The following is a 23,511-nucleotide window of genomic DNA, read 5'->3' on the forward strand; positions in this document are numbered from 1 at the left end:
ATGAGCTTTCGTCAGCAAAAAGGAAAAGCGCCTGAGCTAATGTATCGTTACCATATCAGTTCCGCTGAACTGACAGAGCTGCAACTCGCTGAAGCGGTGCGTGCTCATTGGGCTGTAGAAAATAGTCTGCATTGGGTGTTAGATGTCTGTATGGGTGAGGATGCTTGCCAAATTTATCAAGACCATGGTGCTGAAAATTGGGCTATGTTACGCCAAGCCGCATTAAATATGCTTAGAAGCGAACCTTCAAAGGGAAGCATACCAGCTAAACAAAAACGAGCCTGGATGAAAACAGCATACTTAGAAGCAGTATTACAAGCTGGATTCAGTGACATGGCTAATTAATGAACACTCATGCGGTTGCCCTGCCATTACCACAGGTGAAGAAGACAGTTTAGATATTGCAACAACCATGGTGAAAGATATAACCGACAACTTAACCGAGTTAGCTGTTTTGCTGCCAACAGAGCTGAGCTATGTTCAACAACAAAAACGTGAATTAGCGCTATATCATGACAATGCGAGGATTCTCGCTGCTGAATTCATCAAAGACGATGTCGACTTTAGTAAAATACAAACTCAAGCAGCTGACAACGCCAAGCGCTATCAAGGGTTAGTAAAACAATTTCTCGAAAAGAAACAAGCTTACTCAAAGCAATTTGAACAAGAAATTCAAACTACAATATCCAGTACAGAACAAGCTGAAAATAGCCTATTACTCATTGGTATTATTGCAACTATTGTGATGATAGCTGTCGGGTTACTCGTTAATCGCTCTATTATCAGTACCATTGATAATGTGACTCAGTCTCTAAGAAATATCTCTGAAGGTGAAGGCGATTTACGCTCTCGAATCCAATATCAAGGTAAAGATGAAATTGCTGAACTTGTTTACTGGTTTAATCAATTTATTACTAAACTTCAATCATCTATTGCCGATACAAAGCACACAACTGAGCACTTAAATGAAGTGGCGCTAGGATTATTAAATGGCAGTCAGCAAAGCGAATTGAATGTAGAACAGCAAAATGCGGCAATTGAACAAATCTCGCATGCGATGAAAGAGATGTTTGTCAGTGTCACTCATATTGCAGAATATGCATCAAGTGCAGCATTAGAAGCTGAAAACGCCAATACCGAAGCCAAGAAAGGGTTTACGATCGTCAATGACGCAGTGAACACCATAAAAACTTTAGCAGAAGAAGTGCAAACTACTGCGGTAGTGGTTAATCAATTAGATGCATTCACTCATAAAGTGAACGGTATTCTTGACACCATTCGCAGTATTGCTGACCAAACAAACTTATTAGCATTAAATGCGGCAATTGAAGCGGCAAGAGCCGGTGAGCATGGTCGAGGGTTTGCGGTTGTCGCTGATGAAGTGAGAACACTCGCCTCACGGACACAAACATCGACTCAAGAAATTCAAAAAGTGTTAAAAGAGCTTACAACCACGTCTAAACAAGCGGTTGATGCGATGCAGCGCGGTATTGAAACGGCTGACAAAGGGGTTCAATCAACCTCAACAGCAGGTGATGCCTTAACCAGTATTACTAATAAAGTCAGTGCAATTGCAGAAGTAAACGATCAAATTGCTGCAGCCACAGAAGAGCAACATAATACCTCAGTATTAATTCAGCAATATGTGGCAGAGATGGAAAACAGTGCGCAAAAAGTCAGGGCGACAACAACGGATATGGGCGGAATAAGCGTTGATATCCAAAACATAAGTGAAAAACTGCAATCTATTACAAACCAATTTAAGGTTTGAGTACATTGTAACGGTAATATCTATTATAAAATGAACCCATTGGGTGAATGATGAGTAATAACCAGGAGTGACAACATGAAATTTAATTTAAAAGCGTTGCCTGTCGCAATATCGATTGCAATGGCGCCGAGTATTGCCCTGGCTGACGATGCAGCAGATGCGAAAATCGCCAAGTTAGAGCAACAAGTTCAAGCGTTACAATCACAGCAAAATGCAAGCCTAAAAGATAAAGTTAAACTTAATGGTTTTATTAGTGGTGCTTATATTAGTTCAGACAATGACGCTGGCTATAACAGTGCTGACACGAGTGCAAACTTCAGTGAAGACAGCAAAGTGGGTTTACAAGCCACATTCGATATTTCTGACCGCACTCAAGCGGTGTTGCAGTTAATGATGCGTGGCGAATATGACTGGGAAGTTGAAGCGGAATGGGCTTATTTAGCACACCGTTTTGAAAATGGTGTCAAGCTTCGTGGTGGTAAACTTCGCGTGCCTTTATACATGTATTCAGACTATTTAGATGTTGGCTACGCACAACCTTTTGCACGTCCTCCAGAAGAAGTTTACGGTGCCGTGCCATTCTCGTCATACACAGGTGCGGGTGCATCATATGATGTTGATTTTGATGACTCAACCCTAACGATGCAAATGTTTGGTGGCGAATCTAAAGTTAAAAGCACTGGCACTGAAGTCAGTAATTTGATTGGTGCAAACGTCAGCTGGACAGATGAAACATGGACTTTACGTGCGGTATACGGCCAAGCTCAGCTTGATGGTAGCGTGAAAAGTGAAGTAGACGTTGAATTAGCACCGGGTGTGATAACCCAAGCAGATTACACCGTTTTAGAACTCAATGACGAGAAAGGTACTTTCACGGGAGTCGGTGCAAGTTATGATAACGGTGAAGTTATCGCGATTACAGAATGGACCCGTATTGAAGTTGATGCTGCTTACCCTGATAGTGATTCAGGTTATTTAACATTAGGTTACCGCATTAAAGAGTTTACGCCTTACGTGACTGTCGCCTACATGAAAACTCAGGACAATGACGAGCGTTTACCTATATCAGTAGCGGCTGCAACCCAAATGCTTGCCTTTAATGCTGAGCGTATGGCATACAGCCTGGGTTTACGTTGGGACGCAATCGATAACGTCGCGGTTAAATTTGATGTGACTTACGCTGATGACTTTGGTGACACCTCTGGTGGGTTCCTCAATAATGTTGATTCTAATACAGGTCAAATTATATATGATGACACCTTAATCTACACCGTTAAATTTGACGCAGTATTCTAAGGAGTGTCGAAATGAAAACGTTATTCACTGTATTAGCACTAAGCCTGTCTGCGATTGTTTCAGCTAACGCTGCCGTAGTGGTTATTGGTAACACAGCTTCTGGCGATATGTCAGCAAGTGATGCCAAGAAAGCCTTTTTAGGTAAAGGCGACTCATCTGTTGTGGTATATGAGCTTGAAGAAGGCAATGCAACGCGCAGTGCGTTTCATCAGGCTGTTACCGGTAAGTCAGATGCCCAGCTTAAAGCATTTTGGTCAAAACAGGTTTTTACCGGTAAAGGTAACCCACCGGCAACGGTGCCTAGCGCAGCTGCAATGAAATCAGCTGTTGCCAGCAATCCTAATGCCATTGGTTATATTGACGAAGCGGATGTTGATGCTACGGTAAAAGTGATTTTAAAACCATAATATAATTTGGCATTAAATATATTAAAATAAACCGAGTAACGACTATGTTACTCGGTTTTTTATTTCCTAATGAAAACGCTTACATTATTTGTTTGACGTTCATATATTAAATATTATGTTTTCGATGAACGCTAACCAAAAAAAACAATATATTAAGCATTAGAATACTTACGCGATATTTATGAATACTTAACAACTCAACGTCCGCATTTAAATGTTTTAAATTCACAATCAATTATGAATTACAAACATATATTTGTATTCGCTCATATTAAATCCAATAAAAATAATCATCTTAATGTTATAAATATCACTAATTACGCTTAACAATTGAGCACTCTCACTTATTAATCAATTTAATTTAGCGTTTCATCACAATTTATTCATGAATTATGCTTATAATCACGACCGTGTTTTCATTTTATTATCAAAATAGGTAAATGATGTTAACGCTACGTTAGGGGCAAATGACACACTGTGCCCCGGGGTCAAATAAAAAGAGAGATAATTATGTTAAATAAAAAAGTACTTGCTGTTGTTATCGCTGGCGCACTGGGGCTAGGTGGTTGCGGATCAGATGATAACGATAATAAAGACACAGTGGCTGCGGACATTAAACTGCGCGTAATGGAAACCACTGACTTACACACCAATATGATGGATTACAACTATTACTCTGGTAAAGAAGATAAAACCATTGGTTTAGTGCGCACCGCCAGCCTAATTAATGCTGCACGTGCTGAAGTCACTAACTCAGTGTTAGTTGATAATGGTGACTTATTACAAGGCAGCCCAATGGGCGATTATATTGCAAATAAGTTTAAAACTGATAGCAACATGCTGACCGATACTCACCCTGTTTACAAAGCAATGAACACACTTGACTATGAAGTCGGTAATATCGGTAACCACGAATTTAACTATGGCTTATCATTTCTAGAACAATCGTTAGACGGTGCCAACTTCCCTTATATTAATGCCAACGTTATTTGTGCTGACAAAGACGGTTGCTGGGATGATGTATTATTTAATGAAAACATGTTCACTCCGTATATCATCAAAGAGAAAGTCGTCACTGACGTAGACGGTAATGAGCACACCATTAAAATTGGTTATATCGGATTTGTTCCACCGCAGATTTTACAATGGGACAAAGCAAACTTAGACGGTAAAGTTGAAGTATTAGGCATTGTTCAAGCAGCGAATAAATTTGTGCCACAAATGAAAGCAGAAGGCGCTGATATTATTTTAGCGATTCCGCATTCTGGTATCGGTTCAAGCGAAAACCCAGGCGACCCATGGGCAGAAAACGCAACATATGCATTAACAAACGTTGACGGTATCGATGCTATTTTCTTTGGTCATAGCCACTCTGTGTTCCCTTCTGCAACATATAGCGATTTACCAAACACTGACGTTGAAAAAGGCCTATTAAACGGCGTACCAGCTGTTATGCCAGGTCGTTGGGGTGATAACCTTGGTGTGGTTGATTTAGTTGTGCGTCAAGTTGAAGGTAAATGGACTGTTATTCATGAAGAATCAACCGCCATTGCCCGTCCAATTTATGACAATACGAATAAAGTTGAATTAGTTACTGGTGAAGACAGCTTACGTGATGCAATCGAAGTTGAACATAATGGCACTATAGAATACGTCAGCCAACCTATTGGTGTTGCAGCAGCAGACATGTATAGCTTCTTAACATTAGTACAAGATGATCCAACCGTTCAAATTGTATCAAATGCTCAGATTGCACGCGTTAAAGCATTAATTACTGATGATTTGAAGGACCTGCCTATCCTATCTGCATCTGCACCGTTTAAAGCCGGTGGACGTTATGCAGCAGGTGATGCAAGCCAATATGTACAAGTTGATGCTGGCAACCTGTCTTATAAAAATGCCGCTGATTTATATTTATACCCAAATACTATGGTTGCAGTGAAAGCCACCGGTGCAGAGTTAAAAGATTGGCTTGAATGTTCTGCCAACCAATTTAACCAAATTGACCCTACGGTCAGCACACCACAAAACTTGATTAACCGTGCTGGTCACCCAACGTATAATTTCGATGTTATCGATGGCTTAACCTACAAAATTGACGTCACTCAGCCAAGCAAGTTTGATCGTAGCTGCGCAGTTGTTAATGCTGATGCCAATCGTATTGTTGACTTAGCGTACACTACACCAGACGGCACTGTGATTACTGGTGACGAGTTAGCCGCGATGTCATTTGTTGTGGCATCAAATAACTACCGCGCATTTGGTGGATCATTTGCAGGCACGGGCTCTGATCACGTTGTGCTTGAACTACCTGACACTAACCGTGATGCATTGTCTGCTTATATCACTGACGAGTCACAACCTAATGCCACAGGCGGTTATGATGCCATGGTTGACCCATCTGCAGATTACAACTGGGACTTTAAAACAATCGACAATGCGACTGTTGCATTAGATATCCGTTTTGAAACCCAAGACAGTGAAGTTGCTGATAAGTTTGTTGCTGAAAATCAACAACGTAAAATGGTTAAATTACCGTTAACGGCGGATGTGGTTGCTGGTTTTGCTATCTATAGCATTGACTTAACAACCCCTGTCACGGCTCAGTAAACCTAACGCTAAGACACCAAAAAGGCGCTAACTGCGCCTTTTTTATTGCCTCTACAAATCATTCTACTTCAAATAAATGTCCCATTTTTTGGATATGCCCTAACGGCACCTGATGACGATTTCGCTCAGCACATAATTGTTGATGCTGCGCATCTTTAGGTTGACCGACTAACACCACTCTCACCTGATACCCTAATGCCCTTGCCGCAGCGTCATAAGCCATATATTCCCATTTAGCAACATTAGTATTATCGCAAATAACCACAGGTTCACCATGAGACATCGCCTGAATAAAAGCAGTTAAATTAGCTTGATGATATTGCGCTAACTTTTGTGGATTAAATCTGTATTCGCCATTTTCCAGGAAATAATCGTCCGTGGAAAAATAACCGTATTGCCTAATGTGTAAAGACTGCTCAATGCCTAGCGCATTAATGTATTGTTCCACCCAATATGATTTACCGCTGCCAGGCAGACCGCGCATAATAATGGCAACGTTGGGATGGGGCGTTGCGGATGTCAGTTTATTCATTGGTTGAGTCACTGCCAATCACCTTCCCCGCTAAAATTTGCTCAACTAATTGCGGTACTATTTCACCTGCATTCCCCATGAAGTGGTACTGAAATTGGCTGTGTCTGTCTGCTGCAAGCAAATTCACTTCAACCGTTTGTGCACCATGGTGGTTTGCTGAATCAACAAAACCGGCCGCCGGATAAACAGTCCCCGATGTACCGATGGCAATAAACAAATCACAGCGGTCGAGTGCATCGTGAATTCTGTCCATGCCAAATGGCATTTCACCAAACCACACAATATGAGGACGTAAACGGCGTGCAGGAATACAACAAGTGCAGCAATTATCTACACCAAAAGGTTCACGTAATATAAACGTTTGTAAAGACTGTGGGCAGCGGCCCTTTGAGAGTTCACCGTGCATGTGTAATAAACGGCGTGAGCCTGCACGTTCATGCAAGTCGTCAACATTTTGAGTTATCACTAATAACTCACCGTCAAACTCATCTTCAAGTTTTGCCAGCGCTACATGGGCAGCATTAGGCTCTACTCCACCACCATGCAGTTGTTGCCAGCGGGTATTATAAAACCGCTCTACTAACTCAATATCGCGAGCATAACCTTCTGGAGTGGCGACATCTTCAATGTGATGCTCTTCCCATAACCCATGTTGATCTCTAAACGTTTTAATCCCTGACTCAGCTGAAATCCCCGCGCCGGTCAGTACCACAATTTGCCGGTACATGTTTAGTCCTTTATTATTCTAATATTGCTGATGTAACAGTAACACTTTATTGCATATTATCATTATAAACCGATAGCAATATTTACAACTTACTTGGGTATTTTGCGACTCATTCCATCCTATCGTATTGCTTGTAGAGTGCAATAATCCCTTAGTATAAGTAAGTTTATTGCGCCGATTTTAGTGATTTAACGCAAATACGATTAACATAAGTGCGTGTTTTACTAAATAATCTGCATATAAGTTGATTAAGCGCGTTAAGAGGTTTATGTTTTTAAATTCAGGACATATAATGATTAGATTATCCACCGATGAACCGATGGGTTCTGCAATCAAGAGATTAGCAATGACAGATGGAAATCAAGCGCTCAAAAAAGCCGGATTAAAAATAACCCTGCCGCGAGTTAAAATTCTAGAACTGATGCAAGACCCAGCTAACCAACATATCAGTGCTGAAGATTTATATAAAAAATTACTCGAAATTGGCGAAGAAATTGGCTTAGCAACGGTATATCGTGTACTCAATCAGTTTGATGATGCCGGTATTTTAAATCGTCATCACTTTGAAAGTGGTAAAGCCGTGTTTGAAATGTCGACACAGCAACATCATGATCATTTGGTGTGTTTAACCTGTGACAAGGTTATTGAGTTTACCGATGAAGTCATTGAACGTCGCCAAGACGAAATTGCGATGCGTCATAATATTAAACTCACTCACCACAGCTTGTACCTTTATGGTCACTGCACTAACGACACTTGTGATCACGCAGACGAATAATCTGTTTGTGTTGTAAAAGAACCAGCATCGTTGCTGGTTTTTTATTGCCTATTATTTAGCCCACGCTAAATTAACTAGGTTAACCAGGTTAACCACAAACTAAAACTCAACACCGATAACAATGTCGATAACACCACTGTACTGCCTAACGTTGCTTGATGTTGTTTAACCTCAGTCGCAATCAGGTAGGCATTGACGCCAAGCGGTGAAGCACTTAACAAAACTAACATCATGGTATTTTGCGCAGGTAATTGACACACTATCGCCGCCATCACATAAACCAGAGCGGGTAATAAGAGTATTTTCAACCCACTCGCGATTAAGGCAAGACGCCAGTTATCTCCTATTCGATAAAAACTCAGATTGGCACCTAACACAAATAAAGCACATGCAAGCGCAGGCTTGGCTAATAAGGCTAAGCCATCATCAAGTTGCTCACCTAATTTAATAGTTAAACCATTGGCGATAATTCCAAGGCTGATACTTAATACCACCGGATTTAACACCATAGAACGGCTAAAGTTTCGCCACGAAAAACCCTGCTGTTGCGAGCGAGCGGCCAATACAAAAGTCAACGCAAATAGAAATGCACTGTGGAAAGTAATGATCATAAATATTGAACCAATCATTGCTTTACCGAGCGCAGCAGTAATAACAGGCAAGCCGACAATTACAGTATTAGAATAACTGCAGCCTAACGCATAAATGGCGCTGGCATCACTATTACGCTGTGTTATAGGGCCAATATAGCGATTAATTTGATAGCCAATAACAAATACCAATAACACCGGTATATAGAAAGCGAGTAACGAATACGGATCAATACTTTGTGCTAATGGCGCGGCTAACATATTGGTAAATAAAAACGCAGGAATACTGACATAAAAGGTAAATTTACTTATCCCTGCAATATGTTCTTTACTAAAAAAGCCTACGCGAGTAAGACCATAGCCAAGTGTAACCATAAACATAATCGGAAAAATAATATTTACTATGGCCATCATTAACATCCACATAAAAGAGCAATAAAAAAGGCGCCGAGGCGCCTTTTATTAAGTCACTAGCAAGTGTATTACCAGCCAGTTTTAGTACGCAGTGCTTTACCAATGTCAGCTAAAGAGCGAACAGTAGTTACGCCTGCAGCTTCAAGAGCCGCAAACTTGTCTTCAGCAGTACCTTTACCGCCAGCGATAATTGCGCCAGCATGGCCCATGCGCTTACCTTCTGGTGCAGTAACACCAGCAATGTAAGATACAACAGGCTTAGTTACGTGTGCTTTGATGTAAGCAGCTGCTTCTTCTTCAGCATTACCACCGATTTCACCGATCATCACAATCGCTTCAGTCTGTGGATCGTTTTGGAACATTTCCAATACGTCGATGAAGTTAGTACCAGGAATTGGGTCGCCACCGATACCTACACAAGTAGATTGGCCGAAACCTTCATCAGTTGTTTGCTTAACCGCTTCGTACGTTAAGGTACCAGAGCGTGAAACAATACCGACTTTTCCAGGTAAGTGAATGTGACCAGGCATAATACCAATCTTACATTCACCAGGCGTAATAACACCTGGGCAGTTAGGACCGATCATGCGAGTACCCGTTTCTTCTAGCTTCACTTTCACTTGTAACATGTCAAGTGTCGGGATGCCTTCAGTGATACAAACGATTAGCTCAAGGCCAGCATCGATTGCTTCAAGGATTGCGTCTTTACAAAATGGTGCTGGTACGTAGATAACAGTTGCAGTTGCACCTGTTGCTGCTACAGCATCTTTAACAGTGTTGAACACTGGAAGACCTAAGTGAGTTTGACCACCTTTACCAGGAGAAACACCACCCACCATTTGCGTGCCATAAGCGATCGCCTGTTCAGAGTGGAAAGTACCCTGACCACCAGTAAATCCTTGACAGATTACCTTGGTATCTTTGTTAATTAAAACAGACATTATTTGCCCTCCGCAGCTTTAACAACTTGCTCAGCCGCGTCAGTTAGACTTGTTGCCGCGATGATATCAAGACCAGATTTAGCCAATACTTCACGACCTAATTCGGCGTTAGTACCTTCAAGACGAACAACAACTGGCACTTTAACGCCAACTTCTTTAACTGCACCGATAATACCTTCAGCGATCATATCGCAACGTACGATACCACCGAAGATGTTAACCAATACTGCTTTAACATTGCTGTCAGAAAGAATGATCTTAAATGCTTCTGCAACACGTTCTTTCGTTGCTCCACCGCCAACGTCTAGGAAGTTAGCTGGCTTGCCGCCGTGTAGGTTTACGATGTCCATTGTGCCCATTGCTAGGCCAGCACCGTTAACCATACAACCTACGTTGCCATCTAAAGCAACATAGTTTAATTCAAACTTAGCTGCGTGCGCTTCACGAGCGTCATCTTGAGATGGATCGTGCATCGCTTTGATTTTTGGTTGACGGAATAATGCATTACCATCAATACCAATTTTGCCATCTAAACAGTGAAGGTTACCTTCAGTTGTGATAACAAGTGGGTTGATTTCTAATAAGGCAAAATCATGGTCGTTAAACATGTTCGCAAGACCCATAAAGATCTTAGTGAACTGCTTCATTTGAGTTGGGTTTAAACCTAACTTGAAGCCAAGGTCGCGAGCTTGGTAAGCTTGAGGACCTGTTAACGGATCGATAATCGCTGTGTGGATAAGCTCTGGCGTTTTTTCAGCGACAGTTTCAATATCAACACCACCTTCAGTCGATGCCATAAACACAACACGACGTGTGCTACGGTCAACAACTGCACCTAGGTACAATTCGTTAGCGATGTCAGTACAGCTTTCAACTAGAATTTTAGCCACTGGCTGACCTTTAGCGTCAGTCTGGTACGTCACTAAATTCTTGCCTAACCAGTTTTCAGCGAAAGCTCTGATTTCGTCTTTATTGCCGGTCACTTTAACGCCACCCGCTTTACCGCGGCCGCCGGCGTGTACTTGACACTTAACAACCCATAAATCTCCGCCAATGTGGCCAGCTGCTTCTACTGCTTCTTGAGCAGTATCACATGCAAAGCCTTCAGAGACTGGTAAACCATATTCGGCAAATAAAGATTTTGCCTGATACTCATGCAAATTCATGATGATCTATCCATATACTTCTAATCAAATCCAACTGGCTCACTGTGAGCCAGCGACGAGGGTGTATCTACTGACTTATAGATCAAGTAGTAGACGAGTTGGATCTTCTAAGAAGTCTTTAATCGCGACTAAGAAGCCAACTGACTCACGGCCATCAACAATACGATGGTCATAAGAGAGTGCTAGGTACATCATAGGCAGGATTTCAACCTGACCATTAACTGCCATTGGGCGATCTTTAATGGCATGCATGCCTAAGATTGCACTTTGTGGCAGATTTAAAATTGGCGTCGACATTAGCGAACCAAATACACCACCGTTAGTCACAGTGAAGTTACCGCCAGTCATGTCTGCAACAGATAATTTACCGTCACGGCCTTTAATCGCTAAATCACGAACCGCTTTTTCGATTTCAGCTAAGTTCATGGTATCAGTATCACGCAAAACTGGGGTAACCAATCCGCGAGGTGTTGATACTGCAATGCTGATATCAAAGTAGTTGTGATAAACAATGTCATCACCGTCAATAGAAGCGTTAACTTCTGGGAAACGTTTTAGCGCTTCAGTTACCGCTTTAATGTAGAAAGACATAAAGCCTAAACGGATACCATGACGCTTTTCAAACACATCTTGATACTGCTTACGGATATCCATAATTGGCTTCATGTTAACTTCGTTAAACGTGGTTAACATTGCTGTTGAGTTTTTAGCTTCTAACAAACGAGTTGCAATGGTTTTACGTAAACGAGTCATTGGAACACGCTTTTCGCTACGACCTTCTAGCGGTGCAACTGGTGCAGCAGCTGGAGCGGCTTTCGCAGGAGCAGACTTAACGAATGCTTCAACGTCTTCTTTAGTAATGCGTCCACCAATACCTGTGCCTTTAATTTTGGCAGCATCAAGATTATGCTCCGCAATTAAACGACGAACAGAAGGGCTTAACGCATCGCTTGACTCATCACTTGCCGCGTCGCTAGCTGCTGCAGGAGCTTGAGCTTCTGCTTTAGTCACTTCTTGACCAGACACAACACCTGCAACAAACTTAGCAATAACTTGCTCGCCTAAAACCGTGTCGCCTTCTTGGAATAACAATTCAGAAATAGAACCGTCTTCTGGCGCAACCACTTCTAATACAACTTTATCAGTCTCGATATCAACTAAGTTTTGATCGCGAGTGACCGCTTCACCAGGTTTTACATGCCAAGTAGCAATCGTTGCATCTGCAACTGATTCTGGTAATACGGGTACCTTAATTTCGATACTCATTGAAAGCTTCCCTTTATATAAATTATCTATTACGACAGTTTTAATGCGCTATTCACTAATGATTCTTGCTGGTGCACGTGCAACGCTGGATAACCACATGCTGGTGCAGCTGACGCTTCACGACCGGCATAAGTTAATTGAGCGCCGGCAGGAATGTTAGCCCAGAAGTGATGTTGGCTACAGTACCAGGCACCCTGGTTTTGTGGCTCTTCCTGACACCAAACAAAATCTTTAACATGTTGATATGTTTCTAGTGCTGCACGCATTTCCACATCAGGGAACGGGTACAACTGCTCAACACGAATAATGGCGATATTGTTGATATTTTCTTTACGACGTTTTTCAAGTAACTCGAAGTAAACTTTACCGCTACAAAACACTACACGGTCAACTTTACTGGCATCGAGAGTATCGATTTCACCAATAATGTTTTGGAACGTCCCTTCAGCAAGCTCTTCTAAACTTGACACTGCTAATGGGTGACGTAATAACGATTTTGGTGACATCACAACGAGTGGACGACGCATTGGTCGAACAACTTGACGACGTAACATGTGGTAAACCTGTGCCGGTGTTGAAGGTACACACACCTGCATATTATGGTTAGCACATAATTGTAAGAAACGCTCTAAACGGGCACTAGAATGCTCAGGGCCTTGGCCTTCATAACCATGCGGAAGCAACATTGTTAGACCACATAAGCGGCCCCACTTTTGCTCACCAGATGATAAGAACTGATCGATTACCACTTGAGCACAGTTAACAAAGTCACCAAACTGCGCTTCCCAAATGGTTAATCCGCCGGGTTCTGCTGTCGCATAGCCATACTCAAACGCAAGTACTGATGCTTCAGATAAAACTGAATCAGTAATATCAATTGGCGCTTGATCGTCTGCCACGTTACGCAGTGGTAAATAAGTAGTGCCATCTTTTTGGTTATGCAATACCGCATGACGATGGAAGAATGTACCGCGACCAGAATCTTGACCGGTAATTCGCACACGCTTTTTGTCTTCAAGGATAGATGCATAGGCTAAGGTTTCGGCGAAACCCCAATCCAATAACTTCTCACCTTTTGCCATTGCTACGCGGTCGCCATAAATTTTAGCAACGCGAGACTGCAATGAATGACCTTCAGGAATATCCACCATTTTATCGGCAAGGTTCTGTAAGCGCTCCATGCTCATGGCACTGGCGTAATCTTCATCCCATTCGCGATTTAAGTAAGGTGTCCAGTCAACTGTGTGTAACGTCATAGGACGCCATTCTTTCACGACACAATCACCGGCATCTAATGCATCACGGTAATGGTTAATTAAACCGGTCACTTCATCAGCAGGGATGCTGTTTTCAGCGATCAGTTTGTCAGCGTAAATTTTACGTGGCGTTTGATGCTTTTTGATTTTTGCATACATTAACGGCTGTGTTGCACTAGGCTCATCCGCTTCGTTATGGCCATGACGGCGATAACACACTAAATCAATCACAACATCACGTTTAAATTCGTTACGGTAATCAACAGCCAGCTGAGAAATAAACGCTACAGCTTCTGGATCATCAGAATTAACGTGGAAAATAGGTGCCTGAACCATTTTAGCGATGTCAGTACAGTATTCTGTAGAACGAACATCAGCATGGTTAGAGGTCGTAAAGCCCACCTGGTTATTCACAACGATGCGGATACTTCCGCCCACTGTAAAGCCACGAGTTTGAGACATGTTAAATGTCTCTTGGACAATACCCTGGCCGGTAATTGCCGAGTCACCATGGATAGTAATTGGCATCACTTGCAGGCCATCTTTACAACCGCGGCGATCTTGACGGGCACGCACCGAACCAATAACCACAGGATTTACGATCTCTAGATGAGATGGGTTAAAGGCTAACGCTAAATGGACATTGCCACCTGGCGTTTCAAAATCTGATGAGAAACCTTGGTGATATTTAACGTCACCTGAACCATGAGTATCTGCATGCTTACCCGCAAATTCGTCAAACAGTTCTGCAGGACGCTTACCTAAAATGTTAATGAGTAGGTTTAAGCGGCCACGGTGAGCCATGCCCACAACAATTTCTTTAGTACCCGCTTCACCTGCACGATAAATAATTTCGCGCATCATTGGGACTAGTGCATCACCACCTTCAAGAGAAAAGCGCTTCGCACCAGGAAACTTAGCACCAAGGTATTTTTCCATGCCTTCTGCTGCGTTTAAGCCTTCAAGAATACGCTTCTTAACCGCGTTATCGTATTTGGCTTTACCTAATGTTGGCTCAAGACGTTGTTGGATCCAACGTTTCTCATCGGTGTCAGTGATGTGCATATATTCCGCACCAATCGACCCGCAATAGGTAGATTTTAGTGCATGGATAATGTCAGCAAGCTTCATGGTTTCGCCGCCTAAGGCAAACGAACCCGTATTAAACTCACGCTGCATGTCTTCAGCTGTTAAGCCGTGGTAAGCAGGATCTAACTCTTGAACCGATTCACGCTTCCACAATCCTAATGGATCAAGGTTTGCGTTTTGGTGACCACGGAAACGGTGAGCGTTAATGAGCTGAAGCACTTTAACTTGTTTCGCATCTAGCTCAGGATCGCTAACGCGAGCAGCGCCTTTAAAGCGACTTTCAAGGGCTAAACTACGGAAGTAGTCTCGAACTTTAGAGTGGGCGGCTTCGGGTACTTCAACTGAGGCACCGTTCACGGGCGGGAGATTATCAAAAACAAGCTGCCAATCAGCAGTCACTGATTGAGGATCTTCTTGATAGGCTTCATACATCTCTTCTACGTAGGTCGAGTTAGCACCACTTAAATGTGATGATTCGAGCCAGGCTTTCATGATGCCTTGGTGCATTGTTATTCCTTTCAAACTTGATACACGTGCTAGCCATAAACATAACAGTGAATAAGCAGGGTTATTCACACGTAGTCTGAAATTATCTTAACAAGATAATTGCAGAAGGTCTTACATAAACACACAAAAGAGCCATCCCCATAATGAAGATGACTCTTAATCGAGCTTAACAAATAATATTATTTTGCTCTACTTCGTGCATTAAACAGCTCGCTTAAGCAACATTGACTTAATGTGACCAATCGCTTTTGTTGGGTTTAATCCTTTAGGACAAACATCAACGCAGTTCATGATGCCATGGCAACGGAACACGCTGTAAGCATCATCTAGTTCAGATAAACGCTCTTCAGTGGCCGTGTCGCGGCTGTCAATCAAGAAACGGTAAGCATGTAATAAACCACTTGGTCCGATAAATTTATCAGGGTTCCACCAGAAAGATGGACAAGCAGTAGAACAACATGCACACATGATACATTCATATAAACCATCTAAATGAGCACGCTCTTCAGGTGATTGTAAATGTTCACGAGCTGGTGCCTTTTCATCATTAATCAGATAAGGCTTAATTTTTTCGTATTGCTTGTAGAATTGGGTTAAGTCTACAACCAAATCACGAACAACCGGCATGCCTGGTAAAGGACGGATTTCAATTTTCTTACCTTTTAAGGTAGATAATGGCGTGATACACGCTAAACCGTTTTTACCATTCATATTTAAACCGTCAGAACCACACACACCTTCACGGCATGAACGACGAAACGCAAGCGTTGGGTCTTGTTCTTTCAGTTTAATTAACGCATCTAACACCATCATATCAGAGCCATCAGGCACTTCTAAGGTGTAATCCTTCATGTAAGGCTTGGTATCTACATCAGGATTATAACGATACAATGCAAATGTTAATTTCATCTTTGCAACTCCTGCCTTAGTAGGTACGTTTCTTAGGTGGGAACGCTTCACGTAATTTAGGTGCCATGTTGACATCTCGCTTGCTCATAGCTTTAGTGACAGGGTCAAATAAGCTGTGGCATAACCAGTTGTCGTCATCACGTTCTAAATAATCTTCACGAGAATGCGCGCCGCGGCTTTCAGTACGGAAGTTAGCTGCATATGCAGTCGCTAGCGCCGTTGCCATTAAATTATCGAGCTCTAAACATTCAATACGTTGAGTATTAAATTCTTTTGAGTTATCAGATAACTTGGCATTTTCAAGACGCTTTTGAATTGCTTGAAGCTGTTCTAAACCTTCTGCCATGGCATCACCACTGCGGAAAACAGAGAAATTTAATTGCATACACAATTGAAGATCTTTACGGATAACCGCTGGCTCTTCACCGTCTTTGTTGCTTTCCCAACGATTAAGACGGGCAAGTGATGCATTTATTTCTACGTCAGACGCAGCTTTTGGATCAGGAGTCGCATCTAATGCTTTACCTAAATGCTGACCTGCAGCACGACCAAACACCACTAAATCGAGTAATGAGTTACCACCTAAGCGGTTTGCACCGTGTACAGATACACAAGCAATCTCACCTACAGCAAATAAACCTAATACATCCTGCTCAGAACCATCATCATTCTTACGAATAACCTGACCACTTACCTTAGTCGGTAAGCCACCCATCATATAATGACAAGTTGGTAACACAGGAATTGGACCATCGGCCGGATCGATATGCGCGAATGTACGTGATAATTCACATACACCAGGAAGACGCGCTTCTAAAGTTTCTTTACCTAAATGATCAAGTTTAAGCAAACAGTGAGGACCTAAAGGACCATCTAAACCACGACCTTCACGGATTTCAGTCATCATTGAACGTGCTACCACGTCACGAGATGCTAAATCTTTCGCGTTTGGTGCATAACGTTCCATGAAACGTTCGCCGTCTTTGTTTAAAAGGTATCCACCTTCACCACGACAACCTTCTGTTACCAAAACACCTGCGCCAGCAATACCCGTCGGGTGGAACTGCCACATTTCCATGTCTTGCAACTGAACACCAGCGCGTGCCGCCATACCAACACCATCACCAGTGTTAATGTGAGCATTGGTGGTTGATGCGTAAATACGCCCTGCACCACCAGTGGCTAAAATTGTCGCTTTAGCTTTGAAGTAAACAATTTCACCGGTCTCGATTTCAATTGCAGTACAACCGACAACCACGCCGTCTTCGTTTTTAACGAGATCTAAAGCATACCATTCAGAATATACATCTGTTTTATGCTTAACGTTTTGTTGGTAAAGACAATGAAGCAACGCATGACCTGTACGGTCAGCCGCAGCAGCAGTACGTGCCGCTTGCTCACCACCAAAGTTACGCGATTGACCACCAAAAGGACGCTGATAAATAGTACCATTCTCAAAACGTGAGAATGGTAAACCCATTTGCTCGAGTTCGATAATCGCTTCTGGACCGGTTTGACACATAAACTCAATGGCTTCTTGGTCACCGATAAAATCAGAACCTTTAACCGTATCGTACATGTGCTGTTCCCAATGATCTTCGTGCGCATTACCTAATGCTACGGTGATACCACCTTGAGCAGATACAGTATGTGAACGAGTTGGAAACACTTTTGATAAAAGCGCACAGCTTTTACCTTCTTTAGAAATCTGTAATGCTGCACGCATACCAGCGCCACCAGCGCCGATCACGATTGCATCAAATTCGCGTACTGGAATACTCACTTAAACACCCCACACTATTACAATGCCTGACGCTAAATAACTAAACGCGACCACAACAAAGGTAAACTGTAATACACCACGTAACGCAGTGTGCTTGACATAATCAGTCAACACTTGCCATACACCAATCCAAGCATGGATAAGTAAAGCAATGAGCGTTATTAGGGTAAACACTTTCATTGGTAGTGAACTAAATAAGCCACTCCAAATCTCGAAGGTTAACGGGGCACTACACGCGATAAAGCCTACTAAAAAAATAGTATAACAAGCGAGAATCACAGCGCTTGCGCGTAATAAAATATAGTCATGAACACCACTGCGTCCAAAACTTGCTGCGTTTGTTACCATACCCAAATCCCCGCTATGATTGATAAGACCGCTGCTAATGCAAACGTGGCCTTAGCTGATGCGACACCCGACGTTAACTCTTCCCAACGACCAGTATCCATCACTAAATGGCGAATGCCACCTAATAAGTGATAACCCAACGCGGTTAGAATTCCCCAGAGGATGAACTTCATCACGAAACTATCAAACAAGGATTGTACGCTAGCGAAACCTTCTGCTGATGTTAAAGTTGAATTTAACAACCAAAGAAGAATACCAATAGCAAATAGCATGATGACACCGGAAATGCGGTGTAGGATTGACGCGATCGCTGTTGCAGGAAAGCGAATCGTTTGCAGGTCTAGATGGACAGGTCTTTGCTTTTTCACGTTCTGCTCACTCAGCTCCATTGAGCATTATTTTTGTTATGTGTCTATTTTTTGCTTAATGGACAATGTCGACATTCGGCATAACAGTATTAAACAAAAAACAGACTACTCTCACACATCTTAATCAGTTGAGAAATCACTATTTAGTTCGTAAATTCATCATTTCTAAACTGTGACGTTGGTCTCCCTTAGGGACGCAGGCAAGTATACTCGCGGGAATTGTCAAATACAAACCTCACATTATGCAAAATAAGTTTTTTTAGTAATTTTTTATTCTAATGCAAGCGCAGAGCGGTTTTGCGCGGACATATACCATGGTCTAACAAATTTAAACGCTTATTTAAATTGATCTGTGATCCACATTCACTGTACAGTAATGTCCGCTTAACATGCCGCACTCATAGATAAGAATGACGTAAGGAGAACGGGGTATGGCTGATAATATAGCCAAATTAGAGTTACCAGGAAACGATTCAATCGACCTACCGATCAAAAAAGGTACTGAAGGTTTTGATGTAATCGACATTAGCACACTTGGAAAGAAAGGTTATTTCACCTTTGATCCAGGCTTTTTAGCGACTGCATCTTGCGAGTCAGCAATTACCTATATCGATGGTGATAAAGGCATTTTGTTGCATCGTGGATACCCGATTGAACAGCTAGCAACCGAATCGACCTATTTAGATTTATGCTACTTGCTCCTTTACGGTGAATTACCGTCGAAAGTTGATTACGAACAATTTGTTGCCACAGTGAAAGAACACACTATGGTACATGAGCAAATTGCATTCTTCTTCAGAGGCTTCCGTCGTGACGCACACCCAATGGCAATGCTATGTGGTGTAACCGGTGCATTATCTGCTTTCTATCAAGACTCGCTTGATGTGAACAATCCAAAGCATCGTGAAATTGCAGCTTACCGCCTAGTGTCGAAAATGCCGACAATTGCAGCGATGTGCTACAAGTACTCAACGGGACAACCATTTATTTATCCTCGTAACGATTTAAGTTATGCGGGTAACTTCCTGTCGATGATGTTTGCTACTCCGTGTGAAGAGTACAAAGTCAACCCAGTCGTTGAAAAAGCAATGGAACGTATTTTTGTATTGCATGCTGATCATGAGCAAAATGCATCAACATCTACTGTCCGTTTAGCTGGATCTTCAGGTGCAAATCCATTTGCGTGTATCGCAGCAGGTATTGCTTCGTTATGGGGGCCCGCTCATGGTGGTGCTAACGAAGCTTGCTTAGAAATGTTAGAAGAAATCGGCAGTGTTGATCGCATTCCTGAGTTTATCGCGAAAGCGAAAGACAAAAACGATCCATTCCGTCTAATGGGCTTTGGCCATCGTGTTTATAAGAACTTCGACCCTCGCGCTAAAGTGATGCGTGAAACCTGTCATGAAGTCCTTAAAGAACTTAAAGTGGTTGACCCATTATTAGACGTAGCAATGGAACTTGAGCGTATTGCCCTTGAAGATGAATACTTCATCTCTAAGAAGCTATACCCGAACGTTGATTTCTACTCTGGTATCATCATGAAAGCCATTGGTATCCCTAACGATATGTTCACAGTGTTATTTGCACTGTCACGTACTGTTGGTTGGATTTCACATTGGAAAGAAATGTTAGATCAACCAGGCCATAAAATCAGCCGTCCACGTCAGTTATACACTGGCGAGTCTGCGCGTGATTTTGTGAGCGTTGATAAGCGTTAATCACCTGATTAACCAACTAAAAAAGCGCCGAAAGGCGCTTTTTTGTTATCTAAGTTTGGATGTGACTGATTATTATCGTAGTGAATAAATCAACGTTAAATACCTCTAATGATTGCTAACCTAATTCAGAATAACTCCCCTCTAAATTGCTCTTAGTTAATCTCAACACAACAGTATCACTTGATAAAGACAACTCAACATCAAACTGCAATCATCCAGAAACCTGTTAGATTGGCATTATTATCGGCTGTCAAAGTGGTGTAAATTGCATATAAATTAATGAGGAAGACTGAGCATGTGATGTACCACAGTGATTAAGTATTACCGTACCATCTTCAACAACGGGAACAATTGGCTGTTACAAGACCTTAGCTTCGACACGCGCATTGTATAGGGTATAACACTGAAGCCATAGTTAAAGCAGATGCGTACCTGTAACGCACCGTCATCATCACTCAATCGAACTATAAAAATCAGACGTTTTTAGCTAGGTATGCCTTCATCTACTATTGGCGATGGCACACTTCGTAAGGGAGGATTATGCGTCACTATCGATTTTTGAAAACTCACATTTAAATCAGCCAATGACTCAATGCCAAACTCTTTTAATGCTGACATCAATTGCTCTCCCTTGATATTTTTATCACGCAAATCAATCACAAAGCTTTGTAAGTTTTGCAGTTCCGCCAATATTTTACAGACTTCTTTACTGAGTGGTGCCTGCGCTTCTTTTAACGCATGATAAGCTGCTTCTCTTGCGCTATCTGATGATGAGAAAAGTGTTATTTTTTCATCAAATACCGCGTGTAATTCTGTCTTATATACTGTTAATTTCTCAACAATATCAGAAATCGCAACCTCTTTTTCACTGCTAAACTCCTGCTTGGCCTCTTCTATGCGTTCAAATACTTTTTCTAATCGTTCTTCATAGTCGTTAAAGTCATTCACCACTCGCCATAAATCAGCAACAGATTGTTGTGGGTAATCCGCTTCTTCAATCATGCCAAAAATTTCCATTCGAACCGCATTTACCGCTAACATCGCAGGTTTAATGGCTGCTATCGCAAACACACCTATCACAGCATACAATTGATATTCAGACGTCATGCCAGGCACGTGGCCTGTGACAAAGTAAACAAGACCGGCATTAATAAGATGTGCAACGACGGCAATAGTCGCGGCTTTAATCTTGATTTTTTTTACTCTGACCAAATCATTGGTTAAATCAATACTGTCGGGCTTTTGAGGGTGTGTTGCTCGCCTCTCTAACATAGTTTGAGCATTACGGGCTATAAAGTAGGTGCTACCGATTAATAAGCTAATAGTCGAGACATACCAGAGATAAAGCGTTGCTGAAACCCAGACATGAAACTCAAATTCAGGAACGTCATATTGTTGAGCAAACCATTTAATCAACACGACAAGCAGAAATGTCCCCACAATCCAACCTAACTACTCCTTGATTGTTTGAGTGTAAAATTCGCGTCTAACTTCGCCAAATATATCGTGCATAGTATTCCTTTACGTTGTTGATGGAGTTGATGGCGTTGATGGCGTTGATGGCGTTGATGTTGATTTAGACTAATTTCGGTATAAAATTAGGCGTCAGATATTATAGTGATAAGTTTATTGAGTTAATACTGGTGCTAGACAAAGGGCTGTTTGAAAACCTTTTGTTATCCCGAGTTCAGGTTACTTACACCATCCTTCGACAGTGTCCATATTTATCAATTTTTCTTTGTTTTCAGCTAACCATAAGTCAATCGCTGTTGAAAGTTTGAATTCTGAGCCTGTACCGGGCCAGTAGTAGTTTCCTGTACTATCTATACATAGTGCGACATAAACAGGAGTCGAATTAAAAACGACATCCTCACCTTGCTCGACAAGCATCTCATAAGTTATATTTTTGTGAGATTCTCCTTTATATGTATCAAGAACGTCAGCAAAATAAACCTGCTTTTCTAATCCATCATCTTGGACCGTTACTTCTACTTTAGTGACTTTTATTTTAGCAAGATAATGAACATTTTCGATTGCTTGTATAAAACCGTTTAATTCTGATGAAACGACGCTTTGAGCTATTGCGGAATGTATAACACCGACTAACAAGAATAGGATGACTATTATTTTTTTCATTATGCTTCACTTCCTGCAATCGATGACGTTTGAGTATAAATAGGTAAAGAGGCCGATGATGAATCAAAGTTGGAAGGGACAACAAAATTATCCCATACCTCTTTTTTATACTTAGAAACTTTCACACTATTACTTTGATTACCTCCAAGCATAAACAAATACTGACCATCAACGCTTTGCCCTACAACAAACGCTACGTGTCCACCACCTTGCCTTGATTTGATGCCTATAGCACCGTAAACAGGTTGAGTTATGGGTTTACCAAAATCAATCCACGATTTCGCTCTAAAAGCATTTTTCACGGGTTCAAAATTATTTTGTTTCATCACCCAAGCAACAAAAGAGCCACACCAGGCATTTTGACCACCACTGTCATCAGTTCCCCAAAACTTAGACGCCTTAAAGTATTCTAAAATTTGAGGGTTTGCTTTAGTACCCGCAACTTCGGATTCACCTACCTCATTAATGGCTGTTTTCATCCAGAAAGCATTAGTTACAGGCATGTTTAAAGAGGTATTTACATTAGGAAGCACCGTTACACTTAACAGTTTTTCATTCATCTTTCGATGAGTTCGACCATTAACGTCAATTTTACCGTCTGGTCGCACCATGTTGAGCACTTTACTTTGAAATAGCTTTATCGCAGCAACAGTTTTAGCGCTTTCAGGCCTAGAGCCTAAACGGCCATCAACAATTAATGATTTTGTAGGATGAATGAATTTGAGTAATTTATTTAAAGCCGTTTGTACAGCTTTTACATCGTTTAGATTGTTAACTCCACCCAGCCCGACAGCTTGAGTTATTTTTATTGATGACATCGCAACCTCCTTGTTTTGTATATTTAGAACTAAAAAACTAAGATCATGATTAATCATGACTGTATTAGGTAGTGCCATATA

The 23,511-nt window shown here is 41.8% G+C and carries 20 protein-coding genes and 1 pseudogene; 7 read left to right on the forward strand and 14 right to left on the reverse strand.

The window, feature by feature from the left end; all coding sequences use genetic code 11:
* The 5 genes and pseudogenes from GQA99_RS12160 to GQA99_RS12180 all read left to right on the forward strand — a co-directional run.
* Positions 1-345, forward strand: a 345-nt coding sequence (locus GQA99_RS12160; protein WP_160054155.1) for an ISAs1 family transposase, incomplete at its 5' end; no start/stop codon positions are given.
* Between the two features lie 22 nt (positions 346-367).
* Positions 368-1,771 (forward strand): annotated as a pseudogene (locus GQA99_RS12165) (methyl-accepting chemotaxis protein); the annotation flags it as partial.
* Positions 1,772-1,846: 75 nt separating this feature from the next.
* Positions 1,847-3,067 (forward strand): hypothetical protein, encoded by a 1,221-nt coding sequence (locus tag GQA99_RS12170; protein WP_160054156.1) that lies wholly within the window; start codon positions 1,847-1,849, stop codon positions 3,065-3,067.
* A gap of 11 nt (positions 3,068-3,078) precedes the next feature.
* Entirely contained in the window at positions 3,079-3,474 is a 396-nt protein-coding gene (locus tag GQA99_RS12175) for a type 2 periplasmic-binding domain-containing protein (protein ID WP_160054157.1), read from the forward strand.
* Between the two features lie 510 nt (positions 3,475-3,984).
* Positions 3,985-6,084 carry a bifunctional 2',3'-cyclic-nucleotide 2'-phosphodiesterase/3'-nucleotidase gene (locus GQA99_RS12180; protein ID WP_160054158.1) on the forward strand — a complete coding sequence of 700 codons (2,100 nt, stop codon included), beginning with the start codon at positions 3,985-3,987 and terminating at the stop codon, positions 6,082-6,084.
* 58 nt (positions 6,085-6,142) lie between these two features.
* Here the strand turns inward: GQA99_RS12180 and GQA99_RS12185 are convergent, their stop codons facing one another.
* Both GQA99_RS12185 and cobB read right to left on the reverse strand, forming a co-directional pair.
* The gene (locus GQA99_RS12185) at positions 6,143-6,616 is read right to left on the reverse strand and encodes an ATP-binding protein (protein ID WP_160054263.1); all 474 of its coding nucleotides are present in this window, start codon (positions 6,614-6,616) and stop codon (positions 6,143-6,145) included.
* Positions 6,609-7,343 (reverse strand): Sir2 family NAD+-dependent deacetylase, encoded by a 735-nt coding sequence (gene cobB, locus GQA99_RS12190; RefSeq protein WP_160054159.1) that lies wholly within the window; start codon positions 7,341-7,343, stop codon positions 6,609-6,611. Before cobB ends, GQA99_RS12185 begins: the two co-directional genes overlap by 8 nt.
* 346 nt (positions 7,344-7,689) lie before the next feature.
* On the opposite strand from cobB, the gene fur reads away from it, so the two are divergent.
* Entirely contained in the window at positions 7,690-8,121 is a 432-nt protein-coding gene (gene fur / locus GQA99_RS12195; RefSeq protein WP_160054264.1) for a ferric iron uptake transcriptional regulator, read from the forward strand.
* A 74-nt stretch (positions 8,122-8,195) separates the two neighbouring features.
* Here the strand turns inward: fur and GQA99_RS12200 are convergent, their stop codons facing one another.
* The 9 genes from GQA99_RS12200 to sdhC form a co-directional block, all read right to left on the reverse strand.
* On the reverse strand, positions 8,196-9,122 hold the full coding sequence (locus tag GQA99_RS12200) for an AEC family transporter (RefSeq protein ID WP_160054265.1): 927 nt from the start codon (positions 9,120-9,122) through the stop codon (positions 8,196-8,198).
* A 71-nt stretch (positions 9,123-9,193) separates the two neighbouring features.
* On the reverse strand, positions 9,194-10,066 hold the full coding sequence (gene sucD, locus GQA99_RS12205; RefSeq protein ID WP_160054160.1) for a succinate--CoA ligase subunit alpha: 873 nt from the start codon (positions 10,064-10,066) through the stop codon (positions 9,194-9,196).
* Positions 10,066-11,232, reverse strand: coding sequence for an ADP-forming succinate--CoA ligase subunit beta (gene sucC, locus GQA99_RS12210; RefSeq protein WP_160054161.1), 1,167 nt, complete (start codon positions 11,230-11,232; stop codon positions 10,066-10,068). Before sucC ends, sucD begins: the two co-directional genes overlap by 1 nt.
* A gap of 75 nt (positions 11,233-11,307) precedes the next feature.
* Positions 11,308-12,498 carry a 2-oxoglutarate dehydrogenase complex dihydrolipoyllysine-residue succinyltransferase gene (odhB, locus tag GQA99_RS12215; RefSeq protein ID WP_160054162.1) on the reverse strand — a complete coding sequence of 397 codons (1,191 nt, stop codon included), beginning with the start codon at positions 12,496-12,498 and terminating at the stop codon, positions 11,308-11,310.
* A 29-nt stretch (positions 12,499-12,527) separates the two neighbouring features.
* The gene (gene sucA / locus GQA99_RS12220; RefSeq protein ID WP_160054163.1) at positions 12,528-15,350 is read right to left on the reverse strand and encodes a 2-oxoglutarate dehydrogenase E1 component; all 2,823 of its coding nucleotides are present in this window, start codon (positions 15,348-15,350) and stop codon (positions 12,528-12,530) included.
* 201 nt (positions 15,351-15,551) lie between these two features.
* Positions 15,552-16,259, reverse strand: coding sequence for a succinate dehydrogenase iron-sulfur subunit (locus tag GQA99_RS12225; protein ID WP_160054164.1), 708 nt, complete (start codon positions 16,257-16,259; stop codon positions 15,552-15,554).
* Between the two features lie 16 nt (positions 16,260-16,275).
* Positions 16,276-18,042, reverse strand: coding sequence for a succinate dehydrogenase flavoprotein subunit (gene sdhA, locus GQA99_RS12230; protein WP_160054165.1), 1,767 nt, complete (start codon positions 18,040-18,042; stop codon positions 16,276-16,278).
* A complete protein-coding gene (gene sdhD, locus GQA99_RS12235) occupies positions 18,043-18,390 on the reverse strand; it encodes a succinate dehydrogenase, hydrophobic membrane anchor protein (protein WP_160054166.1) in 348 nt (115 codons plus the stop codon).
* Positions 18,384-18,779, reverse strand: coding sequence for a succinate dehydrogenase cytochrome b556 subunit (gene sdhC / locus GQA99_RS12240; RefSeq protein ID WP_160054167.1), 396 nt, complete (start codon positions 18,777-18,779; stop codon positions 18,384-18,386). The genes sdhD and sdhC overlap by 7 nt, the downstream gene beginning before the upstream one ends.
* Positions 18,780-19,189: 410 nt before the next feature.
* Between sdhC and GQA99_RS12245 the strand changes: the two genes are divergently transcribed.
* Entirely contained in the window at positions 19,190-20,476 is a 1,287-nt protein-coding gene (locus GQA99_RS12245; RefSeq protein ID WP_160054168.1) for a citrate synthase, read from the forward strand.
* Between the two features lie 483 nt (positions 20,477-20,959).
* Here GQA99_RS12245 and GQA99_RS12250 read toward each other — a convergent pair whose 3' ends face one another.
* The 3 genes from GQA99_RS12250 to GQA99_RS12260 form a co-directional block, all read right to left on the reverse strand.
* Positions 20,960-21,916 carry a hypothetical protein gene (locus tag GQA99_RS12250; protein WP_160054169.1) on the reverse strand — a complete coding sequence of 319 codons (957 nt, stop codon included), beginning with the start codon at positions 21,914-21,916 and terminating at the stop codon, positions 20,960-20,962.
* A 252-nt stretch (positions 21,917-22,168) separates the two neighbouring features.
* Entirely contained in the window at positions 22,169-22,612 is a 444-nt protein-coding gene (locus tag GQA99_RS12255) for a hypothetical protein (protein ID WP_160054170.1), read from the reverse strand.
* On the reverse strand, positions 22,612-23,508 hold the full coding sequence (locus GQA99_RS12260) for an NlpC/P60 family protein (RefSeq protein WP_206194578.1): 897 nt from the start codon (positions 23,506-23,508) through the stop codon (positions 22,612-22,614). Before GQA99_RS12260 ends, GQA99_RS12255 begins: the two co-directional genes overlap by 1 nt.
* Positions 23,509-23,511 lie beyond the last annotated feature (3 nt).

The sequence above is a fragment of the Shewanella litoralis genome (assembly GCF_009828585.1).
Lineage (GTDB): Bacteria > Pseudomonadota > Gammaproteobacteria > Enterobacterales > Shewanellaceae > Shewanella > Shewanella litoralis.

What these genes read in the sequence shown, in the direction of transcription:
- GQA99_RS12175 (WP_160054157.1), top strand. Translation starts at nt 3,079, where the DNA reads ATGAAAACGTTATTCACTGTATTAGCACTAAGCCTGTCTGCGATTGTT.
- GQA99_RS12245 (WP_160054168.1), top strand. Translation starts at nt 19,190, where the DNA reads ATGGCTGATAATATAGCCAAATTAGAGTTACCAGGAAACGATTCAATC.
- fur (WP_160054264.1), top strand. Translation starts at nt 7,690, where the DNA reads ATGACAGATGGAAATCAAGCGCTCAAAAAAGCCGGATTAAAAATAACC.
- sdhD (WP_160054166.1), bottom strand. Translation starts at nt 18,390, where the DNA reads ATGGTAACAAACGCAGCAAGTTTTGGACGCAGTGGTGTTCATGACTAT.
- GQA99_RS12225 (WP_160054164.1), bottom strand. Translation starts at nt 16,259, where the DNA reads ATGAAATTAACATTTGCATTGTATCGTTATAATCCTGATGTAGATACC.
- sucA (WP_160054163.1), bottom strand. Translation starts at nt 15,350, where the DNA reads ATGCACCAAGGCATCATGAAAGCCTGGCTCGAATCATCACATTTAAGT.
- GQA99_RS12170 (WP_160054156.1), top strand. Translation starts at nt 1,847, where the DNA reads ATGAAATTTAATTTAAAAGCGTTGCCTGTCGCAATATCGATTGCAATG.
- GQA99_RS12255 (WP_160054170.1), bottom strand. Translation starts at nt 22,612, where the DNA reads ATGAAAAAAATAATAGTCATCCTATTCTTGTTAGTCGGTGTTATACAT.
- sucC (WP_160054161.1), bottom strand. Translation starts at nt 11,232, where the DNA reads ATGAATTTGCATGAGTATCAGGCAAAATCTTTATTTGCCGAATATGGT.
- GQA99_RS12185 (WP_160054263.1), bottom strand. Translation starts at nt 6,616, where the DNA reads ATGAATAAACTGACATCCGCAACGCCCCATCCCAACGTTGCCATTATT.
- odhB (WP_160054162.1), bottom strand. Translation starts at nt 12,498, where the DNA reads ATGAGTATCGAAATTAAGGTACCCGTATTACCAGAATCAGTTGCAGAT.
- GQA99_RS12180 (WP_160054158.1), top strand. Translation starts at nt 3,985, where the DNA reads ATGTTAAATAAAAAAGTACTTGCTGTTGTTATCGCTGGCGCACTGGGG.
- sucD (WP_160054160.1), bottom strand. Translation starts at nt 10,066, where the DNA reads ATGTCTGTTTTAATTAACAAAGATACCAAGGTAATCTGTCAAGGATTT.
- GQA99_RS12200 (WP_160054265.1), bottom strand. Translation starts at nt 9,122, where the DNA reads ATGGCCATAGTAAATATTATTTTTCCGATTATGTTTATGGTTACACTT.
- cobB (WP_160054159.1), bottom strand. Translation starts at nt 7,343, where the DNA reads ATGTACCGGCAAATTGTGGTACTGACCGGCGCGGGGATTTCAGCTGAG.
- sdhC (WP_160054167.1), bottom strand. Translation starts at nt 18,779, where the DNA reads ATGGAGCTGAGTGAGCAGAACGTGAAAAAGCAAAGACCTGTCCATCTA.
- GQA99_RS12260 (WP_206194578.1), bottom strand. Translation starts at nt 23,508, where the DNA reads ATGGCACTACCTAATACAGTCATGATTAATCATGATCTTAGTTTTTTA.